16 protein-coding genes and 2 tRNA genes are annotated in these 21,696 nt (G+C 60.9%); 6 read left to right on the top strand and 12 right to left on the bottom strand.

Going from position 1 to position 21,696, the window contains the following annotated elements; all coding sequences use genetic code 11:
• Nucleotides 1–2: 2 nt before the first annotated feature.
• The 7 genes from RGV59_RS30465 to RGV59_RS30435 form a co-directional block, all read right to left on the bottom strand.
• Nucleotides 3–1,283, bottom strand: a complete 1,281-nt coding sequence (locus tag RGV59_RS30465) for a virulence factor family protein (RefSeq protein WP_102617314.1) — start codon at nt 1,281–1,283, stop codon at nt 3–5.
• Nucleotides 1,283–3,925 (bottom strand): bifunctional lysylphosphatidylglycerol flippase/synthetase MprF, encoded by a 2,643-nt coding sequence (mprF, locus tag RGV59_RS30460; protein WP_126585447.1) that lies wholly within the window; start codon nt 3,923–3,925, stop codon nt 1,283–1,285. Before mprF ends, RGV59_RS30465 begins: the two co-directional genes overlap by 1 nt.
• Nucleotides 3,926–4,192: 267 nt before the next feature.
• Nucleotides 4,193–4,269, bottom strand: a tRNA-Met gene (locus RGV59_RS30455).
• A 174-nt stretch (nt 4,270–4,443) separates the two neighbouring features.
• The gene (locus tag RGV59_RS30450; RefSeq protein ID WP_017846123.1) at nt 4,444–5,568 is read right to left on the bottom strand and encodes an ABC transporter permease; all 1,125 of its coding nucleotides are present in this window, start codon (nt 5,566–5,568) and stop codon (nt 4,444–4,446) included.
• A 1-nt stretch (nt 5,569) separates the two neighbouring features.
• Nucleotides 5,570–8,311, bottom strand: coding sequence for a ribosome-associated ATPase/putative transporter RbbA (rbbA, locus tag RGV59_RS30445; RefSeq protein WP_126585446.1), 2,742 nt, complete (start codon nt 8,309–8,311; stop codon nt 5,570–5,572).
• A 2-nt stretch (nt 8,312–8,313) separates the two neighbouring features.
• Nucleotides 8,314–9,357, bottom strand: coding sequence for an HlyD family secretion protein (locus RGV59_RS30440; protein WP_046490009.1), 1,044 nt, complete (start codon nt 9,355–9,357; stop codon nt 8,314–8,316).
• A 298-nt stretch (nt 9,358–9,655) separates the two neighbouring features.
• Nucleotides 9,656–9,732 (bottom strand) — tRNA-Met (locus tag RGV59_RS30435).
• Between the two features lie 281 nt (nt 9,733–10,013).
• On the opposite strand from RGV59_RS30435, the gene dinB reads away from it, so the two are divergent.
• A complete protein-coding gene (dinB, locus tag RGV59_RS30430; protein ID WP_046382209.1) occupies nt 10,014–11,072 on the top strand; it encodes a DNA polymerase IV in 1,059 nt (352 codons plus the stop codon).
• Nucleotides 11,073–11,218: 146 nt separating this feature from the next.
• On the opposite strand, the gene RGV59_RS30425 is transcribed toward dinB, so the two are convergent.
• The 4 genes from RGV59_RS30425 to RGV59_RS30410 form a co-directional block, all read right to left on the bottom strand.
• Nucleotides 11,219–12,172, bottom strand: a complete 954-nt coding sequence (locus tag RGV59_RS30425) for a hypothetical protein (RefSeq protein ID WP_017846119.1) — start codon at nt 12,170–12,172, stop codon at nt 11,219–11,221.
• A gap of 20 nt (nt 12,173–12,192) precedes the next feature.
• A complete protein-coding gene (locus RGV59_RS30420) occupies nt 12,193–13,908 on the bottom strand; it encodes a proline--tRNA ligase (RefSeq protein WP_017846118.1) in 1,716 nt (571 codons plus the stop codon).
• Nucleotides 13,909–14,116: 208 nt separating this feature from the next.
• The gene (locus tag RGV59_RS30415; RefSeq protein WP_017846117.1) at nt 14,117–15,649 is read right to left on the bottom strand and encodes an AmpG family muropeptide MFS transporter; all 1,533 of its coding nucleotides are present in this window, start codon (nt 15,647–15,649) and stop codon (nt 14,117–14,119) included.
• A 43-nt stretch (nt 15,650–15,692) separates the two neighbouring features.
• Nucleotides 15,693–16,007, bottom strand: a complete 315-nt coding sequence (locus tag RGV59_RS30410) for an MGMT family protein (RefSeq protein WP_219730840.1) — start codon at nt 16,005–16,007, stop codon at nt 15,693–15,695.
• 192 nt (nt 16,008–16,199) lie between these two features.
• Here RGV59_RS30410 and RGV59_RS30405 point away from each other — a divergent pair, with 192 nt between their 5' ends.
• The 5 genes from RGV59_RS30405 to groL all read left to right on the top strand — a co-directional run bounded on the left by RGV59_RS30405 (nt 16,200) and on the right by groL (nt 20,824).
• Complete coding sequence (locus tag RGV59_RS30405; RefSeq protein WP_017846115.1) at nt 16,200–17,207, top strand: DUF481 domain-containing protein; 1,008 nt, start codon at nt 16,200–16,202, stop codon at nt 17,205–17,207.
• A 101-nt stretch (nt 17,208–17,308) separates the two neighbouring features.
• Complete coding sequence (locus RGV59_RS30400) at nt 17,309–18,040, top strand: HugZ family protein (RefSeq protein ID WP_017846114.1); 732 nt, start codon at nt 17,309–17,311, stop codon at nt 18,038–18,040.
• 67 nt (nt 18,041–18,107) lie between these two features.
• On the top strand, nt 18,108–18,584 hold the full coding sequence (locus RGV59_RS30395) for an FxsA family protein (RefSeq protein WP_017846113.1): 477 nt from the start codon (nt 18,108–18,110) through the stop codon (nt 18,582–18,584).
• A 246-nt stretch (nt 18,585–18,830) separates the two neighbouring features.
• Nucleotides 18,831–19,127, top strand: coding sequence for a co-chaperone GroES (locus RGV59_RS30390; protein WP_017846112.1), 297 nt, complete (start codon nt 18,831–18,833; stop codon nt 19,125–19,127).
• A 50-nt stretch (nt 19,128–19,177) separates the two neighbouring features.
• Nucleotides 19,178–20,824 carry a chaperonin GroEL gene (gene groL / locus RGV59_RS30385; RefSeq protein WP_017846111.1) on the top strand — a complete coding sequence of 549 codons (1,647 nt, stop codon included), beginning with the start codon at nt 19,178–19,180 and terminating at the stop codon, nt 20,822–20,824.
• Between the two features lie 105 nt (nt 20,825–20,929).
• Here the strand turns inward: groL and RGV59_RS30380 are convergent, their stop codons facing one another.
• The gene (locus tag RGV59_RS30380; RefSeq protein WP_017846110.1) at nt 20,930–21,667 is read right to left on the bottom strand and encodes a phosphatase PAP2 family protein; all 738 of its coding nucleotides are present in this window, start codon (nt 21,665–21,667) and stop codon (nt 20,930–20,932) included.
• Nucleotides 21,668–21,696: the final 29 nt, after the last annotated feature.

Raw genomic sequence — 21,696 nt, 5'->3', positions numbered from 1 at the left:
AATTACTCGGCCTTGGCCTGGTGCTTGACGATGATATCCACCAAACGCTTGGCCAGCGCCGGGTAGTTCTCATCGAAGTGGTGCCCGCCCGGCAGCTCGATCGCTTCGCCGACGGCGGTCTTGTCAGTGCAGCCGCTCTCGTCGACCTCTTCGGCACCGTAGATGCACACCACCTTGGCCGCTGGCAGCTTGGCCATTTCCGGGCCGGTCGCGGCTTCTTTGCCGGCGTTGCCCAGCCAACCTTCCACTTCGATTTCAAAGCTGCCGGTGCGTGCGAACGCCAGCAGGATGATTGCGTCGACGCGCTGCTGCTCGCTTTCCGGCATGCGGTTGTAGATGGCCGGCAACACGTCGGCGCCGAACGAATAGCCGGTCAGTACGAAGCGCTTGGTGCCCCATTTCTGCCGATAGTGCTGCATCAGCTCGCTGAGGTCCTTGGCGCTTTGTTCCGGGGTCTTGTGCTGCCAGTAGTAGCGCAGGGTGTCGATGCCCACGACCGGGTAGCCGATCTTGGCCATTTCACCGGCCACGTCGCGGTCGAGGTCACGCCAGCCGCCGTCACCGGAGAGGAACAGGGTCACGGTGTCCTTGGCCTGGCCAGCCGGGACTTCCACGACCGGAATCGCCAGGCCGCCGTTGTCCGAACCGACCAGTTGCTTGCGCAGTTCGTTATTCAGCACTTGTGGGTAGTGAATGTCGTAGTCGCTGATGCTGGTGGTGGCACGCGGGGTGTCGCGCACGAAACTGGCGCTTTCATCGTCAGGGTTGTCGTTCCACGCCACCAGCCAGTTGCCGTGGGCGGCGGTTTTCGGCAGCGGGTCTTTGCAGCCTTCCTGCACCAGGGCGAAGCCGACGGAGATGGCATTGGCCTTGTCGTCATTCTGTGTGGCCAGCCAGCGCCAGGCGAGGGCGGCGCCAGGGCCGATGCCGCTGACCAGCGTCGCAGGGCCCTTGAGCTGGCTCAGGGCGCCTTGCAGTGCCTGTTGCTGCAGTGTGCAGTCATCCTTGGGCAGGATCACCTGCACGATCTGCGCCTTGCCGCCCTGGCTGAGGGCAATCAGTTGGCTGTCGGTCAGGGTCTCGTCGGCCATCACCGCCACGGCCACGCGGGCTTTGGGGGTGCCGGCCGGGGTGACGCGGGTCATCACCGAACCATCGGCCTGGGGCAGTTGCTCCAGGGTCGGCTGTGGGGCGGGGCGGTTCCAGTACCAATAGCCGCCACCCAGGACCACGGCGAGCAGCACCACAAAGGCTAATACATACCGCCAGGAGCGTCGAATCATCAGCGTTTCACCAATCCAGTCAAGCCGCCTGCGATCAGGGCGGCGGTATCGGCCAGTGCCACCAGCGGATCAAGTCCTGCGGGCACGGCCATGTAACGGGGTTCCCAGTCAGGCTGGAACTTGTCTTTGAAGCGGCGCAAACCTTGGAAGTTATACAGTTGCTCGCCACGGCGGAACACCATCGAGCCCAGGCGTTGGGTCAGCGGCGCGCCACGACGCGGTTGCAGGCCAGACAATGGCACCATGCCGAGGCTGAAGCGAGCATAACCGTGGCTCTTATAGTGTTGAATCAGGCCGACCATCATGAATTCCATGGTCAGCTTGGGCGCATCGGGGTGGGCGCGCATCAGGTCGAGGCTGGCCAGGTCGTGGCTGTGGGTCTCGAGCAGGTTGGCGAAGGCCACCGGGTGCCCTTCGAAGCGAATGATCGCGATGCGAAAGTGCTTGAGGTAGTCGTCGCTGAAGCGTCCCAGGGAAAACCCCTTCTCCCGCACGTTCTTGCCGGTCAGCCAGGCGTCGGAAATAACCTTGAGTTCGTCCATCGGCGCCGTGCCCGGTTCGTGGATTTCCAGGGACAAGCCATCCCGGGTGCCACGGTTCCAGGTGTAGCGCAAATCCTTCATCTCTTTGCCCTTGGCTTCCAGGTCAAAGCGTTTCAGGTCGACGCGGGCTTCTTCGCCCAGCTTGATCGCGGTCAGGCCGATGTCCATGTAGTACGGCAGGTTTTCCGCGCGTACCTGGTAGAACACCGGGCGCGCATGGTGGATGTCGCATAGGTCGCGGAACTGCCAGATCATCTCGGCGCGGGGTTGGGTCGGGCCGATCGGGTCGTACAGGGCGACCAGGCTGCGCCCCCGACGGGCGTACATCAGGAAGGCTTCGTCGTTGGGGTGGAACAGCAGCGCCTTGTCGCCGGTCAGCGCCAGGCCGCCGTCGGGTTGGGATGAGGCCATCAGGATCTTGGTGGCGCGTTCCAGTTCGTCGGCTGTCGGCAGGTGGATCACCGGGCGCGCGGTACGCAGCAGCCAGGTCAGCGACACGATCACCAGCAGCACCGCAGCCCCCAACAGCGAGCGCAGGCCGCGCGGGGCGTTGGCGTCGAGGGTGAACTGCCACCACAGTTGGTGGCTATACGGGACGTCTTGATAGGCAAACAGCAGCAGCCAGATCGACGCCCCCAGCACGCACACGCTGGCTACCAGATACAGCGGCGAGAACGGCAATTCGGTCAGTCGGCTGGCGCGGTAGAAGGAGCGGCGGAAGATCGCCAGCAGCACGGCGGTCATGGTCATCAGGCTGGCTTCTTCCCAGTCGAAGCCCTTGAGCAGCGAGAGCAGGGCGCCGGTCAGCAGCAGCACCATGGTCAACATCCAGGCCGCCGACAAGCGTCGACGCAGGCCTTGGGCCAGCAACAGACACAACACGCCGATCAGGCTCGCGCCAAAGTGCGAGGCGTCAATCAGGCGGTGGGGAATCAGGAAGCCGATGTTTTCCAGGCGTGAGTCGATCTCCGGCGTGGCGCCGGAAAACAGCAGGACCACGCCGGACAAAAAAACCAGTAAGGCCAGCACCGGCGCGGCGAAGCCCGACGCCACGCGCAGACTCTGCTGGGTCTGGAACAGGCGCTGGGCCTCGTTGACCAGCAGGAACACACAGGCGATCAGCAGCGGCAGCACCACATAGATCATGCGGTACAGCAGCAGGGCGGCGGCCAATGGCGCGGCACCGAGCTTGTCGGCAAAGGCCGCGAGCAGGATCGCCTCGAACACCCCGACGCCACCCGGCACATGGCTGAGTACGCCAGCGGCCAGCGCCAGCAGGTACACCAGCAGGAACGGGCCGAACGGTGGCGCTTCCGGCAGCAGCATATAAAGGACGGTGGCGGCAGCGGCGACGTCCAGCGCGGTGATGATCAGTTGCAGGAACGTCAGGCGTCGACCGGGCAGGCGCAGGGTGCGGCGGCCGACCTTGACCAGCAGGTTGTCCGTGTAGGGCTGTTCCGGCAGGCGACGGCGATAAATCCCGATGCACAGCGCGGCCGACAGCAGCAACACGACGCCGGCAATCGCCCCCAGCAAGCCTTGCGACACATGCAGGGCAATGGACGCGGCGGGCAAGTTGCTCAAGGTGGCCAAGGCCGCCAGCGGCGGCAGGGCGCAGCCCAGGGAGAGGCTGGCGAACACGGTCATGCGGGCGACTTCCGAAGCCCCGATGCCATGGCGCGCATATAAACGGTAACGCACCGAACCGCCCGAGAGCATCGACAGGCCAATGGCGTTGCCGATGGCAAAGGCGGTAAAGCCGCCGAGGGCGAGGGTCTTGCGGGGCAGTTTCACCCCGGCGTAGCGTGCGCCGGAGAACTCATAGCCCAATAGAATGACGAAGCCGACGATGGCGGCGACGAACGCGCCCAGCAACGCCGGTTTGGGTACTTCCAGGATCGAGTCGTGGAGGGCGTAGAGATCCAGTTCCAGCAGCAGGTGTCGGCAGGCGATCAGGGCGATTGCGAACAGCAACAGCGTCACGGCCAACCCGATGGGTTGCCGATACTTGCTTAACAGATCCAGCCAGCGCAAACGGGTGGGAGTGATCGGTTGTGTCGCTGTGACAGGGTCTTGTGGTTCAGACGAGTTGGCGCGCATCAATCACCTCGTGGATTGTGCGCGACAGGATGGGGGTATCCAGCCAAGTTACCAATCCCTATGGACAAAATAATTACAAATATTAACGCGGATCACCGGGTGCGGCGACTGCGGCCATTGGTCGTAGAAGGATCAAGCATAGGGTGCGATGAAATGGACTCCACGAAACGTCTAGGGTTTCATGAAAGATGCCATGTCATTGTTTCAGAAGAACTTTTTTGCCAGATACAAAAAAGGCCACTCTTTCGAGTAGCCTTTTTTGATGTTTGGTTGCGGGAGCCGGATTTGAACCGACGACCTTCGGGTTATGAGCCCGACGAGCTACCAGACTGCTCCATCCCGCGTCTGTGGCCGGCATTCTACAGCCCAGCGGCGGAGTGTCAACCGTTAATGGGCCGTTGGGTCAAATAAGTGCGAATTTGCCGTTGAATCTCAACGAAATGCGCTAAGTGCGCGCTCGGGCAAGGTTTTTTGTCGGACAATCATCCACGCCTGACGCGGGCAGGCGCAAAAAAGCCTTAACGCAAGGTCGCAACAGACTGACGGAACAGCAGCAAACTCATCGCGATAAATGTCACGCCCATCACCAGGACCGTCACGAACTCTTTCCACACGATGTCGAGGCCCGCGCCTCGATACACGATCGCCTGCATGAAGCTCACATAGTGCCGCGACGGGAAAAACCACGTCACGTACTGGACCCATTGCGGCTGGCTCTCGATGGGCGACATGCCGCCCGACAGCATCATCATCGGCATGACGGCCATCATCATCAGCAGGGCAAATTGCGCCATGGTGCGGGCGAGGGTGCCGAGGAAGATGCCGATCGCCGCTGTTGCGAAGATATAGATGAGGGTGCCGAGCAGCAGCACACCGCGCGAGCCGGCAATCGGAACGTCGAGAAGGCCCTCGACCACGAACAACAGGGAACAGATGAAACCGATGAAGATCACCAGCCCGCTCGACCACACTTTGGCGAGCGCTATCTCGAAGGCCGTCAACGGCATCACCAACAAGTGCTCGATCGTGCCGTGCTCGCGCTCGCGCAAGAGCGCCGCGCCGGTCAGGATAATGATCAGCATCGACAACTGATCGGCAAGGCCGACGATCGCGCGGAACCAGGATTGTGTGCCGTTGGCATTGAAGGCGCGGCGCACGACGAGATCGGAGGGCAGCCCGGTGGTTTGCTGCGCTTCCTGTCGGTAGCGCGTGACTTCGTCGGTCACCATGTTCTGGATATAGCCCGACCCCAGGGACGCCTGCTGGACCGCAGTGGCGTCTGCGTTGACCTGGACTTCGATATCGCGGCCCTTTCGCACATCCGCTTCAAAGTGCGGAGGAATCACGACGACGAGGGTGTAAAGGCCGTTGTCCATGCCGCGATCGATGTCGGCGGCGCTGATCATCTTGGCTGCCTGGAAGTACGGCGGATAGAACAGTCCGGCAATCGATCGCGACAGGCTGGAGTGGTCCTCGTCGACGATCGCCACGGAGGCATTGTTGACGGTCTCGCCGGCTCCGGTCGACTGCATATAAATGCTGAGGCCGAAGGAATAGATGATGAAGAGGATCATCATCAGGTCCTTCGAGAGGGTGCGCAGATCTTTGACGCCGAGCCAGAAAATGTTGGAGAGACTCTGCATCTTATTTCTCCTGTTTGCGCAGGAGCAGCGCGGACAGCAATAAGAAGGCCGGGCAAAACAGGCTCAGCGCGAGCAGGTCGGTCACCATGTCGGTGAAGCCAAGCCCCTTGGTGAACGCACCGACACTCATGTGCATGTAATAGCTCGTCGGCCAGAGGTACCCCATGAGGCGCGCGCCGCCCTCCAGCGTCGAGACGGGCTGCAGCATGCCGGAGAACTGCATGGTCGGCAGCATCGACAGCACCGCTCCGGCGAACACCGCTGCGACCTGGCTTGAGGTGAACGTCGAGATGAACAGCCCATAGCCGGTGGCCGCCGCCACATAGAACAGCGCGCCCAGGGTCAGCGTGAGGCCGTCGCCCTTGAGCGGAACATCGAAGAGGAACCGCACGGTCACGGTCATGATGAAGAAATTGATCATGCCGACGCCAATATAGGGCAGTTGTTTGCCGATCAGGAACTCCAGGCGCGTCGTGGGCGTGGCGTAGAAGTTCGTGATCGTGCCGATCTCCTTTTCACGGGCAACGCTGACGGCTGTGAGAATGGCGAGAAACATCATGAGCAGCATCGCCGGCACGGCCGGCCCGATCGCATAAATGCTCTCGGCCGTCGGGTTGTAACGGTTGCGGATCACGATGCTGGTCGTCGGTTTCTTGCTCGCTACGTCGCTGGACTGGCGCTTTCTCTCTTCGGCGAAGAGGTTGTGCGCCGACTCGACGTAACCCTCGATGGTGGCGGCGCGCGAGGTGTTGGCGCCGTCGATCCAGGCCGATACCTGCCAATCCGAGTCGCGCTTTACCAGGCGCCCGAAGCCAGGTGGGATTTCGATGGCCAGCGTGATGTCGTTCGACTTCAGGCGCCTTTGCATTTCGTCGGCGCTGTGGATCGGCGTCTTTTCGGTGAAATATCGGGAGCTCGAGTAGTTGGCGAGATAGGCTCTGCTCTCCGGCGTGTCGTCGTGGTCGAACGCCGCATAGGTGAGGTTGGTCACATCGCTGGAGACGCCGAAGCCGAAGATCAACAGCATGATGAAGGAGCCGAGGAAGGCGAAGGCGAGCCGCACCGGATCGCGCATAAGCGACAACGTCTCGCACTTGGTAAAGGCCAGGAGGCGGCGCAGCGGCATGAAGGTCGAGCGGCTGGGCGACAACGCCGCTGCCTCGCGCTGGGTCTGCGCCTCGGCATCCGCCACGGAGGGCGCGGGCGCAGCGGGCTCGGCATCCTCGATATAGGCGATGAACGCCTCTTCGAGATTCGCGCTGCCCTTGGCGGTAATGACGTTTTGCGGTGTGTCGCAGACGAGGACACGACCTGCGTGCATCAATGAGATGCGGTCGCAGCGCATGGCTTCGCTCATGAAATGCGTGGAGACGAAGATCGTGACATTGCGGGTTCGCGAGAGATCGCCGAGCAAGCGCCAGAACTCATCGCGTGCCAGCGGATCGACGCCCGAGGTCGGCTCGTCAAGGATCAGCAGCTCGGGGTCGTGAACGATCCCCACGGCCAGCGAGAGGCGCTGTCGCACGCCGAGCGGCAGCGAGTTCGCTTCGGTGTCGGCATAGTCGACAAGGCCGACATCGACCATGAGCTGGGCGATACGCGCGTTAGCGTGGTCCGCGGCCAGATGAAAAAGGCGCGCATGAAGACGCAGGTTTTGCCGCACGGTGAGTTCGCCATAGAGCGAGAACGATTGCGACATGAAGCCGACGCGCTGGCGGACCGACAGGTCGTTGGCATCGACAGGTTTGCCGCAGACCTCGGCCTCTCCCTCGCTCGGCGCCAGGAGTCCGGTCAGCATCTTCATGGTGGTGGTCTTGCCGCTGCCGTTCGAACCGAGGAAGCCGAAGATTTCTCCGCGCTCGATGGCGAAGCTGACGTTATCGACCGCGGTGAAACTGCCGAAACGGCGTGTCAGATTCCTCGCGACAATGACCGGCGCCTCGCTGCCTGGTTGGCGCGGCGGAATGACGAAGCGCTGCGCCGTCGATTTTTGCCCCGGCTGCAGGGCGGCAAACACCGCTTCGATGTCTTGTTGGCCAGTCTTCTCGCGCAGTTCATCCGCAGTGCCGCAGGCAAGCACGCGGGCGTGATCCATCGCGATGAGCCAGTCGCATTGGCCGGCCTCGTCCATATAGGCGGTGGAGATGACGACACTCATCGTCGGCCGCTCGCGCCGCAGTTCGCTGATCAGGTCCCAGAACTGTCGACGCGACAACGGATCGACGCCGGTCGTCGGCTCATCGAGAATGAGCAGGTCGGGGTCGTGAATGAGCGCGCAGCACAGGCCGAGCTTTTGCTTCATGCCGCCCGACAGCTTTCCGGCCGGCCGCTCGAGAAACGCGAGTAAGCCGATCGCCGCCGCCAGGCGCCGGGTGCGTGCGTCACGTTCCGATGCGGACAGGCCGAAGAGGGTGGCGAAGAAGGCCAGGTTCTCGCGGACGCTGATTTCCTGATAGAGGTTTTTGCCGAGCCCTTGCGGCATATAGGCAATGCGTGTGCAGACAGAGCGGCGGTGCCGGGCATTGCTCATGCTGCCGCCGAGGACCTCGACCGATCCGGTCTGCATCTTCCGCGCACCGGCGATCAGGCCGAGCAGCGTGGACTTGCCGGCGGCGTCAGGGCCGATGATGCCCGTCATCTGGCCGCTCGGCAGTGCGAGCGAGACATTGTCGAGCGCTAGAACCTTGCCATAGACATGGCTCGCGTTGGAAACCTCGGCAATCAGCGCTGCGCGAGTCTCCATTATCAATCCTCAGTGTCGACAGGATCGGCCTGAATGCGCTTTTGCAGGGTGTCCGGCCAATTGGGCGGGTTCGGATCGAGGCGCACATAGCCGATGCCGCGGGTGCCCGTTTTCACTTGGTTGAGGTGGCGCGCGATGAGGCTCGGCGGAATGCGCAGCTTGACCCGGAACATAAGCTTGTCGCGTTCGCTGCGCGTCTCGACCTGCTTGGGCGTGAACTGCGCGTCCGGCGACACGAAACTCACTTTGGCCGGCACGGCGAAGTCGGCACCGTCGAACACGATTCGTGCGGCCGACCCGATCGTTACGCGCATGGCCTGTTCGGAGGGGAGATAAATCTCCATGTAGATTTCGGACAGGTCGATGATCGTCAGCACCTTTCCGCCCGCCGAAACGACTTCCCCGGGGTTGACGAGACGATACAGAACACGCCCTTGCACGGGCGCCACAAGAATGGTGTCGGCGATCTGGGCGTCGGTCTGATTAACCAGGGCTTGTGCGGCCACCACCGAACGCTCGCGCGCGGTCACAGTCCGCTGCGCGGCGTCGAGAACGGCGCGCGCAGAATCGCGTTCGCCCTGCGCCTCATCGCGGTTGTCCTCACTGATCGCCCCGGTGACGATCAGCTTGAGGGCGCGGCGCAGCTTTGCTTCCTTGAGGGTCAGTTCTGCCTGCCGTTGCACGACGGTCGCCTTTGCCTCGAGCATCGAGGCCTCCTCGGAAGCCACGTCGGCGGCATATTTGGCGCGTTGCGCTTGCAACTCCGTGGTATCGAGGCGGGCGAGCACCTGGCCTTCGGTGACGAGGTCGCCTTCCCGGGCCAGCACCTCGCGCACGCGTCCGGCCAGCTTCGCGGCGATGTCGATTTGGTCGGATTCGATGCGGCCGTTCCCGGAGACAATGCCCTCGGGCAACTTGCCTTGCTGGCTTTGCCACCAGTACCAGGCGCCACCGGCACCGGCTGCCAAGACGATGACCAGGATCAGAACAATCCTTGTGACACGCCGCCAAGACCACTTCGCATCGTTACTCGGGATGGCCGTCATGATCCGATCCTTGAGTGGGGAGGCGTGAAGATCGATTGAGGCGTACACCAGCACCTGTCAGGCCGCGAGACGCACACGCGGGCGCGTTATTTCATCCGTTGCGGCAGGTGAATTCCGATGCTTGCCCATCCGGGTAAACGTTACCAACCAAAGGCTGCACACAACGTTGATTTTTATCAAGCAATCGAGCTGAAACCGGGCGCGGCCAGCGCCCTCAGTCGCAGTCATTAAAATCAGCACAAACGAAAACACCGCCGCGACGGTGAGGTCGTGGCGGTGTTTGACGTGTACTTAAAACTGGTTGCGGGAGCCGGATTTGAACCGACGACCTTCGGGTTATGAGCCCGACGAGCTACCAGACTGCTCCATCCCGCGTCTGTGTGTCGGCATTCTACAGCGCAGCGCAGGGGTGTCAACCTATGAATCGAAGAAAAGCGCTTGTGCTTCAATCGGTTAGCTCTCCATCAGAGCCAGGTTTAGCCTTCGGGGCCAGTCTGGCCGAGGGTTTCAGCTCTATTGGCAGCTTAAATTCGATTGAGAAAATAAATTCATCTGAGAATTTTCCTACCGCTCAAGCGGAAGATTCAAACTACTGGTGCTATATACAGGGGTGAGTGCGATACTGCCCATCCGTTGGATTGCTCCCCTTCTTATATATGACGCAGCGCAAAATCATCCACGTCGACTGTGATTGCTTCTACGCCGCCATCGAGATGCGCGATGACCCGAGCCTGGCGCAAAAACCGCTGGCCGTCGGCGGCTCGGCGGATCGGCGCGGGGTGATCGCAACCTGCAACTACGAAGCGCGGGCCTATGGGGTGCGTTCGGCGATGTCATCACGCCATGCCTTGAAGCTCTGCCCTGACCTGACCATCGTCAAGCCGCGCATGGATGCCTATAAGGAAGCGTCGAAGGAAATCCACGGCATCTTTCGCGACTATACCGACCTGATCGAGCCGCTTTCCCTGGATGAGGCTTACCTGGATGTTTCCGACAGCCCGCATTTTGGCGGCAGCGCCACGCGTATTGCCCAGGACATCCGCCGCCGGGTCTCCAATCAGTTGCATATCACCGTGTCCGCCGGTGTGGCGCCCAACAAGTTTCTGGCCAAGATCGCCAGTGATTGGAAGAAACCCAACGGCCTGTTTGTGATCACCCCGGACCAGGTCGAAGACTTTGTGTCGATATTGCCAGTGAAAAAGCTGCACGGCGTGGGCAAGGTGACCGCCGACAAGCTGGCGCGCCTGGGGATCGAAGACTGCCTGCAGTTGCGCGAATGGAACAAGCTGGCGCTGGTGCGCGAATTCGGCAGTTTTGGCGAGCGACTGTGGAGCCTGGCGCGTGGGATAGATGAGCGCGAGGTGCAGAACGACAGTCGTCGGCAATCGATCAGTGTGGAAAATACCTACGATGTGGACCTGCCAGATCTTTCAAGTTGCCTGGCGAAACTGCCTGAACTGATGGAAACCCTGGCTGGACGCATCGCGCGCATCGACAGCAGTTACCGCGCGGGGAAGCCGTTCGTGAAGGTGAAGTTTCATGACTTTACCCAGACGACCCTGGAGCAGGCGGGGGCAGGGCGGGACCTGGAAAGTTATCAACAGCTGATGACCCAGGCGTTCAATCGCGGTGGCAAGCCGGTGCGGTTGCTAGGGATTGGGGTGCGGTTGCTCGACCTGAGCAGTGGCAACGAACAACTCGAACTCTCCTGGTAGAGCCCGGAAACCAAATGTGTGAGGGGCGGTGCGACGATTCGACTTGCTCCCGATAGCGGTGTGTCAGTCAACTAAGGTGTTGAATGTGTCACCGCTATCGGGGGCAAGCCCCCTCCCACATTTAGATCTACAGCGTTTTCGAGGGATCAGCGTGCGCCAGGATCTGCGACGAGTCGCCCCGCGTCCTTGGTCAGCGCTTGCAGGAATTCCTGCTGCAACTCCGGATCATTGTGGGTCAGTTCGATCAGGCTCTGCTCCAGTTCGCTGGCTTCTTCCTCCAGGCCCAACTCCGACAGGCGCTTGACCCGGTGGACCCACTGGCTGACTTCGTCGTCTTCCAGGTCGTCGTAGATCAGGCCGTGGGCTTCGAGCAACTTGCCGCGCAGTGTGTGGCTCACCGCCAGGGTCGAGTCCGAATGTACGTCGTCCTGGCCATCTTCCACGCTGATCTTCAAGGTGCTGATGCGGTTCAGATCCTGCTCGGCAAACGGGCTGTCCAACAGGTTCAGGCGCAGTACGCCGTTGCGGTCGGTGGTCATTTCATACACTTGCCTGCCAGCGGTGACCTGCACCGGGCGTTCGCTCCAGGGCAGGCTCGAATACTCCACGCGCTTGTCGCGCTGGACTTCATCGATACCCGCCAGGTTCTGTTGCGCACGCCCATGGGATTGCACGTTCATGAACGGGTTGATGCCGTCGATGCCGTAGCTCAGCCAATCGTGGGTCATGCTGGTCGGCAGGTTGCCGAGGGCGAAGATATTCGCCACGTTGGCGCCCGCGCCGGCCACCAAAGCGACCGCGCCCAGCGGCATCTCATAGAGTTTGCGCCAGGGTTGGTAGGGGGTGTAGCGGTCGTAACGACGGGTGACTTCGAATTCGGTGACCTCGAAGGTCTTCTGCTCGTGAATGCGAACCAGGCGTTGCGGCAGCTCCAGCACTTTGGGTTCGCCTACATCGATCTGCAGGCTGTGGTCGAGCAACTTACGCTCGACCCGCTCCTCGTGCTCACTGCGTTGCGACATCTGGTTGGCGCAGCCGCTGACCAGCAGGGCGCCGCACAAGGCGGCGCCCCCCAGGGCTCTGGTGTTTCGCTTGAACATGACTTCTCTTGATCTGGTTTTCAGCGACGAATACGCGCCTGAAGGAAAGACAGCACGTCAGCCACCGGCAACGGTTGGGCTTCGGCTTCGGTCCGGCTCTTGTATTCCAGATTGCCATCGGCCAGGCCACGGTCACTGACCACGATCCGGTGCGGGATGCCAATCAGCTCCATGTCGGCGAACTTGATGCCCGGGCTGGTTTTCTTGTCGCGGTCGTCCAGCAACACTTCGAAACCGGCGGCCGTCAGTTCGGCATACAGTTTGTCGGTGGCTTCACGGACTTGCTCGGTTTCATAGCGCAGCGGCACCAGGGCCACCTGGAACGGCGCCAGGGCGTCACTCCAGATAATGCCTTTCTCGTCGTTGTTCTGCTCGATGGCAGCGGCAACCACGCGCGATACGCCAATGCCGTAGCAACCCATTTCGAGGGTGATCGGCTTGCCGTTTTCGCCCAGCACTTCGCACTTCATCGCCTTGCTGTACTTGTTGCCCAGCTGGAAGATGTGCCCGACTTCAATGCCGCGCTTGATTTCCAGGGTGCCCTTGCCATCCGGGCTCGGGTCGCCGGCGACCACGTTACGCAGGTCGGCCACGGTCGGCACCGGCAAGTCGCGTTCCCAGTTCACGCCGAAGTAGTGCTTGTCGTCGATGTTCGCGCCGATACCGAAGTCGCTCATCAGCTCGACCGAGCGGTCGATGATGATCGGCAGCGGCAGGTTCAGCGGGCCCAGGGAGCCAGCACCGGCGCCAATGGCGTCGCGCAGTTCGGCATCGGAGGCCATGACCAGCGGGCTGGCCACGCCCGGTTGCTGGGCGGCCTTGATTTCGTTGAGCTCGTGGTCGCCACGGATCACCAGGGCGATCAGCTTGCCGGCTTCCTCGGCGTGAACGATCAGGGTCTTGATGGTCTTTTCAATCGGCAGATTGAATTTTTCCACCAGGGCCGCGATGGTCTTGGTGTCCGGGGTGTCCACCAGGCGCAGTTCTTCAGCCGGGGCTGGACGGGCGGTTTCCCGTGGCACGGCTTCGGCTTTCTCGATGTTCGCCGCGTAGTCGGAACCGTTGCTGAACACGATATCGTCTTCGCCGGACTCGGCCAGTACGTGGAACTCGTGGGAGCCGGCGCCGCCGATGGAGCCGTTGTCCGCTTCAACCGGGCGGAATTTCAGGCCCAGGCGCGTGAACACGTTGCAGTAGGCGGTGTGCATGCGGTCATAGGTGACCTGCAAGGACGCCTGGTCGGCGTGGAACGAATACGCGTCCTTCATGATGAACTCGCGGCCGCGCATCAGGCCGAAGCGTGGGCGGATCTCATCACGGAACTTGGTCTGGATCTGATACAGGTTGAGGGGCAGCTGTTTATAGCTGCTCAACTCGTTGCGCATCAGGTCGGTGATCACTTCTTCATGGGTCGGGCCAGCGCAGAAGTCGCGGCCATGACGGTCCTTGAAGCGCAGCAATTCAGGGCCATACTCTTCCCAGCGCCCGGATTCCTGCCACAGCTCGGCCGGTTGGGTGCTCGGCATCAACACTTCCAGAGAACCGGCAGCGTTCATTTCTTCGCGAACGATGGCTTCGACCTTGCGCATCACCTTCAGGCCCATGGGCAGCCAGGTGTACAGGCCAGAAGCCAGCTTGCGGATCATACCGGCGCGCAGCATCAGCTGATGGCTGATCACAACCGCGTCGGAAGGCGTTTCTTTCAGTGTGGCGAGCAAATATTGACTGGTACGCATGGTAGGCCGTTGTCGGTTGCTTGGACTTGAAGTGACTTGGGATTGTACGGGCGCAAACTGCCGCCGTACAGGCATCAGGACGCAGAGCTGTTTGTAGGAGCGAGCTTGCTCGCGAAGATCGTCAACGATGACGCGGGAAACCGGGGTAAACGCGGTGTCTGTGACTTCTTCGCGAGCAAGCCCGCTACAGCTACAAGGGGAGGCTCTGTCAGTCTTCTGCCGGCGGATTCAAGCGAATCCGCCGATTCTCTTGATACCAGTGCAGCGCAATCAGCAGCAAGGTCGGCACACCCAGCATGCAGGTGATCAGGAAGAAGTTGTGATAACCGAACTTCTCCACCATCACCCCCGAATACCCGCCGATCAGGCGCGGCAGCAACAGCATGATCGAACTCAGCAGCGCGTATTGGGTGGCGGAGAACTTGAGGTTGGTCAGGCTCGACAGGTAGGCGACAAACGCCGAGGTGGCAAGGCCTGAGCTGAAGTTGTCCAGGGAGATGGTGAAGATCAGCATCTGCAGGTCCGGGCCAATGTCGGCGAGCATCACGAACAGCAGGTTGGTGCCGGCCGAGGCGATGCCGCCGATGAACAGGATCGGGAGGATGCCGAAGCGCACAATCAACAGGCCACCCATGCCGGCGCCGACCAGGGTCATTATCAGGCCGAAGATCTTGCTGACCCCGGCAATCTGGTCCTTGGTGAAGCCCTGGTCGATATAGAACACGTTGGCCATCACGCCCATCACCGTATCGGACATGCGATAGGTGGCGATCAGCCCGAGCAGCAGCAGTGCCTGCCAGCGGTAGCGCAGGATGAAGTCGTTGACCGGCGTCAGCACCGGCGCCAGGCCTCGGCGGCCCATGGCCGACAGACACAATGTTGTCAGGGTGATATAGAGGATGGCGCGTAGGAAGGCGCGGTCTTCCATTAACAGTTCCCACAGGCTGACACCGTGGAACAGCACGCTGGCGAAATCGGTGTTGTACAACTGGGTGAACGTCGCCGGCACCGACACCAACAGCACGATCAGCACAAACACCGACACCAACTGATGCACGAAACTGTAGCGTCCGGCCTGCAACTGGGTGCGCAGTGGCACATTGGGCTCGCGCATGAACAGGGTGGTCAGCAGCGCCGGAATCATTAGCACGCCGAACAGCACATAGGTGCCGGTCCACGCCGAGTGTTTATAGTTGAAACCGGTAGAGCCGAAACCTTCGGCAAAAAACAGCGCGCCGGCCGTGGCGAGCAGGGCGGCGATGCGGTAACCGGACATATAGCTGGCGGCCAGGGCAGCCTGACGGCTGTCATCGGCGATTTCCAGGCGATAGGCATCGACTGCAATATCCTGGGTAGCCGAAGCGAAGGCGACGATCACCGCAATAGCGATCAGCCAGGACAAGTGTTTCTGCGGGTCGCAGAAGCCCATGCCGATCAATCCGAGGATCACCAGCGATTGGGCCAGCACCAGCCAGGAGCGACGACGTCCGAGTTTGCCCAGCAGCGGCAGGCGCCATTGGTCGAGCAATGGCGACCACACCCATTTGAAGGCATACGCCAAACCGATCAGGCTCGCATAGCCGATGGTCTCGCGGGCCACACCGGCCTCACGCAACCATACCGAAAGCGTCGAGAACACCAACATGTAAGGCAAGCCGGCGGCAAAGCCGAGCAACAACAGCACTAACGTCGAGGGGCTGGCATAGGCGGCGAGCGCGGCGCGCCAGGTTTTACGGGGCATGGGCTGGAGTCTGCCTCAGATTCACGGAAACAAAGCGCGCACTCTAACCGCTGTGCTCTACCGGGCGCCAGCCATGACGCTGAATATCCACGCGATTGTTCAGGATAGCGACACCTTCGTTGCGTAAACGCGCACGTTGTTCGTCGCCTGAGGCGCTGCCCGTCGGCAGGCTTATCCGACCGCCGGCCCCCAGCACGCGGTGCCAGGGCAAGCGGGTATCGTCGGGCAGTTGGCTCAGGGTGCGCCCGACCCAGCGCGCCGCGCGCCCCAGCCCGGCGAGGTGGGCCAGTTCGCCGTAACTCACCACGCAACCTTCGGGGATTTGCGCCAGCGTTAGGTACAGCGCGGTGCGGCGCATCTCGGCAGGGCTTTGCGGGGCTTCGGCGGGTTGCTTCACGGTGGATATATCCGTTCAGATCGTCGGTTTCTTGTAAGAAACGTCTGTAAATATGCAGATGAGAACTGAACTCAACACAATTCATTGAGTCAGTCCTAGCTATCTAACACGATAACGCCCCTATTTCGCCAATCCTGAGCCCCTTATCTGCTTATGTTGTCCAGAACCTTGCTGTGCCTTGCTGTTTTCAGCGCTTCCACCCCCTTGCTCGCCGACACCGTCTGGTTAAAGAACGGTGACCGCCTGTCCGGCAAGATCAAGCTCTTCGACGGTGGCAAGCTGCTGATCCAGACCGACTATGCGGGGGCTATCCCGGTGGATTGGAAGCAGGTGAAAACCCTGGAAAGCGATCAGGAGTTGTTGGTCAAGCAGGATGCCTACACCGGTGAGAAAGCCAAATCCTTGCAGGCTGCGGCGGATGGCAAAGTGGTGCTGGCCAACGGCGAAGCGCCCAAGACCGTGGAACTGGCCAGCATCCAGCAGATCATCAAGCCCACGCCGGTGATCGAAGACCTGGTGTGGAAAGGCAATGTCGACATGGCGCTGGACTACAAGCGCGCCGAGAAGGACACCAACGACTACGACATCGACTTCAAGACCTCCGCCCGCCACGGCCAATGGCGCCACACCGGGCAGGGCGAGTACAACCGCGAGTTCCAGGACGACGTCACCACCACCGACAACTGGTCCCTGGAATACGACCTCGACCGCTTCATCACCGAGCACTGGTTCTGGCAGGGCCGCTTGACCTATAAGCGCGACAGGGTCGAAGACCTGTCCCGCCAACGCACTGTCGGCACCGGCCCGGGCTACCAATTCTGGGACGATGAGCTCGGCGCGTTCTCCCTGGGTTCGTTGGTCAACCGCACCGATTACGAATATTTCGATGGCGGCAAGGACAACTTCTATTCCCTGGCCATGAAGTGGGACTACAACCGCTACCTGATCGGCAAGACAGTTGAATTCTTCACCTCCGGCGAGTTGGGCAAGCCTATCGGCGGGCCGGCCGAGTATGCCCTCGATGCGGAAATGGGCCTGCGCTACAAGGTCACCGAGTGGGCGTCGCTCAATCTCAAGGCCGAGCGTGACGTGATCAGCGGCGACTCGGAAAGCAGCTTGAGCAAGACCCGCTACACCGCAGGGTTTGGCGTGGCCTGGTAATCCGCTTCGTGCCCGCTGGCAACCTGCGCGGATATTGATTACCTTGGCTTGAGATCCATTCCCATACGCTATGGGCGACTGAATTCCCGAGGAGTCATACGTTGAGCGCGCACGTTGCCAAGAACGCCCGAGAGCTGTTGCTCAAGGAATACCGTGGAGCCCTCTCCACATTGTCCAAAGCCATGCCCGGTTTTCCCTTCGGTTCGGTCGTGCCGTATTGCCTGGACGAGCAAGGCCGGCCGCTGATCCTGATCAGCCGGATTGCCCAACACACCCATAACCTGCAGAAAGACCCCAAGTGCTCGCTGCTGGTCGGTGAGCGTGAAGCGGATGACGTGCAGGCAGTGGGGCGCCTGACCTACCTGGCCGAAGCCGAGCAATTGCACGATGCCACCGCGATTGAAGCGGCCGCCGAACGCTATTACCGCTACTTCCCCGAATCGGCCAACTATCACCAGGCCCACGACTTCGACTTCTGGGTACTCAAGCCGGTACGTCACCGCTATATCGGCGGCTTTGGCGCGATTCACTGGCTTGACCGGTTGACCCTGGCCAACCCGTTCGCCGGCCCGGCCGAGCGCAGCATGGTCGAGCACATGAACGCCGACCACACCAAGGCCATCGCCCATTACGTCGGGTTGGCCGGTTTGCCCACCCACGAGCCGGCGCAACTGGCCGGGATCGACAGCGAAGGCATGCACCTGCGCATAGGGCATGCGCTGCACTGGTTGCCGTTCGCCGAGTCTTGCAACACGCCGACACAAGTGCGCGAGGCCCTGGTTTCCTTGGCTCATGCTGAGGTCTGGCCGAAAAAAAGCGTCGCTGAAGCTTGAATTCACGAAATGGCGACGTCATCTAAGGTGGACTGGCAAGGCAATCTTGCGTTGAGGAAACCATTTGATGCGCCCTTTTTTATTGCTCTTTCTGCTGTTCCCGGTGTTGGAGCTGTTCGTATTCGTAAAAGTCAGTGGTGCGATCGGGTTTTTCCCGGCACTGCTGCTGATCATTCTCGGCTCGATGCTCGGCGTTCTGGTGCTGCGCGTCGCCGGTCTGGCCACGGCGCTGCGTGCCCGTGAAAGCCTGAATCGCGGCGAATTGCCGGCACAAACCATGCTCGAAGGGCTGATGATGGCTCTGGCCGGTGGCCTGTTGATCCTGCCAGGCTTCATCAGCGATGTGCTCGGCCTGGTCATGTTGCTGCCGTTCACCCGCAAGCTGCTGGCGGGCAAGATGCGCCAGCGCGCCGAAGAGGCTGCGATTCGCCAACGGGCGTTCGCCGATGACCTGCAACCCCGTGGCGGCCCGGCTCCGCGCCAGCCGTTGGGGCGAGAAGGTGATGTGATCGAAGGTGAGTTCGAGCATCGCGACAGCAAATAACCGCTTCACTGGCGCGGCCCCTTCGGGGGCTGTGTTGTTTTTAAGGGCCGGCAGACGCAAAAAAATTCATCGCCGGCCCCTTGTAATAAGCTGATGCGCCCTTATGTAACGGTCACCGCAAGGTTTCTGGTGGCGACACCAGACAGACTTCCGCGTTTCGCCCAGCGAACCGCGACCGGCCCCGCCGGATTTAACCTGCCGGTACTGACACCGGCCGATGAAAAACACAATTAGGAGAGATCGACAATGAGCAAGCTTCGTCCTCTGCACGACCGCGTCGTTATCCGTCGCAGCGAAGAAGAAAAGAAAACCGCTGGCGGTATCGTTCTGCCAGGTTCGGCTGCTGAAAAAGCCAACCACGGTGTGATCGTCGCTGCAGGCCCAGGCAAGACTCTGGAAAACGGTGAAGTACGTGCGCTGGCCGTTAAAGTCGGTGACAAGGTTGTATTCGGTCCTTACTCCGGCAGCAACACTGTGAAAGTCGACGGCGAAGACCTGCTGGTCATGGCTGAGAACGAGATTCTCGCCGTTCTGGAAGGCTGATTTCCCCGCTCATTTTCCCGTTACTACAAAGTATTTAAGGAATATCGATAATGGCTGCTAAAGAAGTTAAATTCGGCGATTCCGCCCGCAAGAAAATGCTCACCGGTGTCAACGTCCTGGCTGACGCAGTAAAAGCGACCCTGGGCCCTAAAGGCCGTAACGTGATCATCGAGAAGAGCTTCGGCGCTCCGACCATCACCAAGGACGGCGTTTCCGTCGCCAAAGAAATCGAACTGGAAGACCGTTTCGAGAACATGGGCGCGCAGCTGGTCAAAGACGTTGCCTCCCGTGCCAACGATGACGCAGGCGACGGCACCACCACCGCTACCGTTCTGGCTCAGTCGATCGTCAACGAAGGCCTGAAAGCCGTCGCTGCCGGCATGAACCCGATGGACCTCAAGCGCGGCATCGACAAGGCGACCATCGCCATCGTCAAAGAGCTGAAAAACCTGTCCAAGCCATGCGCTGACACCAAGGCTATCGCTCAGGTGGGTACCATCTCCGCCAACTCCGACAACTCCATCGGCGACATCATTGCCGAAGCCATGGAAAAAGTCGGTAAAGAAGGCGTGATCACCGTTGAAGAAGGCACTGGCCTGGAAAACGAACTGTCGGTTGTAGAAGGCATGCAGTTCGACCGTGGCTACCTGTCCCCGTACTTCGTCAACAAGCCAGAAACCATGGTTGCCGAGCTGGAAAGCCCGCTGATCCTGCTGGTCGACAAAAAAATCTCCAACATCCGCGAAATGCTGCCGGTGCTGGAAGCCGTTGCCAAGGCCGGCCGCCCACTGCTGATCGTTTCCGAAGACGTTGAAGGCGAAGCCCTGGCGACTCTGGTTGTGAACAACATGCGTGGCATCGTCAAGGTTGCAGCCGTCAAGGCTCCAGGCTTCGGCGACCGTCGCAAGGCCATGCTGCAGGACATCGCCGTTCTGACCGGCGGTACCGTTATCTCCGAAGAGATCGGCCTGAGCCTGGAAAGCGCCACCCTGGAAAACCTGGGCAGCGCCAAGCGCGTGACCATCTCCAAGGAAAACACCATCATCGTCGACGGTGCTGGCGTAGATCAGGACATCCAGTCGCGCATCACTCAGATCCGTGCCCAGGTTGCCGAAACTTCCTCGGACTACGACCGTGAAAAACTGCAAGAGCGTCTGGCCAAGCTGTCCGGCGGCGTTGCAGTGATCAAGGTTGGCGCTGGCTCCGAAGTTGAAATGAAAGAGAAGAAAGCCCGCGTTGAAGACGCCCTGCACGCAACCCGCGCAGCCGTTGAAGAAGGCGTGGTACCTGGCGGTGGTGTTGCACTGATCCGCGCCCTGGAAGCCATCCTGGACCTGAAAGGCGACAACGCCGATCAGGACGTGGGTATCGCTGTACTGCGTCGCGCCGTTGAAGCACCGCTGCGTCAGATCGCTGCCAACAGCGGCGACGAGCCAAGCGTTGTGGTTAACGCTGTGAAGAACGGTAAAGGTAACTTCGGTTACAACGCGGCAACCAGCGAATACGGCGACATGATCGAAATGGGCATCCTGGACCCTACCAAGGTGACTCGTTCGGCGCTGCAAGCAGCTTCCTCCATCGGCGGTCTGATCCTGACCACCGAAGCCGCTGTTGCTGAAGCACCGAAGAAAGAAGGCTCGGCTGGCGGCGGTATGCCAGACATGGGCGGCATGGGTGGCATGGGCGGCATGATGTAAGCCAGCCTTACCCGGCGACTGAAAAACCCCGCCTGCAGCGATGCAGGCGGGGTTTTTTTATGCGGGTGTGTAAAGGGAGGGAGGTAACTGAAGTGGTTGGCCGGTCTACGTATTCAATGCACGCACTTCTGACACCCTGACCTTCGATGGCCGATAGAGTATCAGGCAGTACAGCCCCAGGCAGATCAGCCAACAGAAAATCGCCGTCCACACATTGTGGGAAAAGAAGTGCGCGCCCTGTGCCATGCGGCTCACGGAAAACACGCTGCCCAGCGCCACGGCAAAGATGAACGCCTTGCGCGCCATCCGCGGCCGACGATCCCGTAGCGCAAAGAACCAGGCGAACAGGGCGAACCCGGTTGCCGCATGTCCGCCGGGCCAGCAGCGCCCAGGTTTATCGGTGGGCGGGCGAGGGCTCAGCAGTTCGCTGTAGGTTTCCTGGCCACCGAACTCCTTGAGGCTCCACGGGCATTGCACGGCGGTGACGGTTTTCAACGGCGAGACGAACGCCGTGGCCAGTCCCAGGGACAACACCAGGCAGCCCAGTTCGCGGCGGTACGGCTTGAGGCGCTGGAGGATAAAGGTACCGGCAAACCCCAGAATGGCCAGCACCGAGAACAGGATGACCATCTGTTTGGCGCGGTCATGCAGGATGTCTTCAAGGAAGAAGCTGTAACGCCCGATGAAGCCGCCACCCGCAGCGCTGTAGAACTGCTTGGTGAGGTCCATGTCCAGCGATGTCAGCTGCAGCAATAGCATCAGCAGCACAGCACCGGCGGGGATGCCCAGGCACAGCCAGAAATTGAGAGGTTTGGAAACCGGAACAACAGGTGGGGATTGCATGGTAAACCCTGATAAAAAAGTCCCGTACT

It is taken from the genome of Pseudomonas sp. FG1 (assembly GCF_034313875.1).
GTDB lineage: Bacteria > Pseudomonadota > Gammaproteobacteria > Pseudomonadales > Pseudomonadaceae > Aquipseudomonas > Aquipseudomonas veronii.
This window is presented reverse-complemented; position numbering and strand designations above follow the sequence as displayed.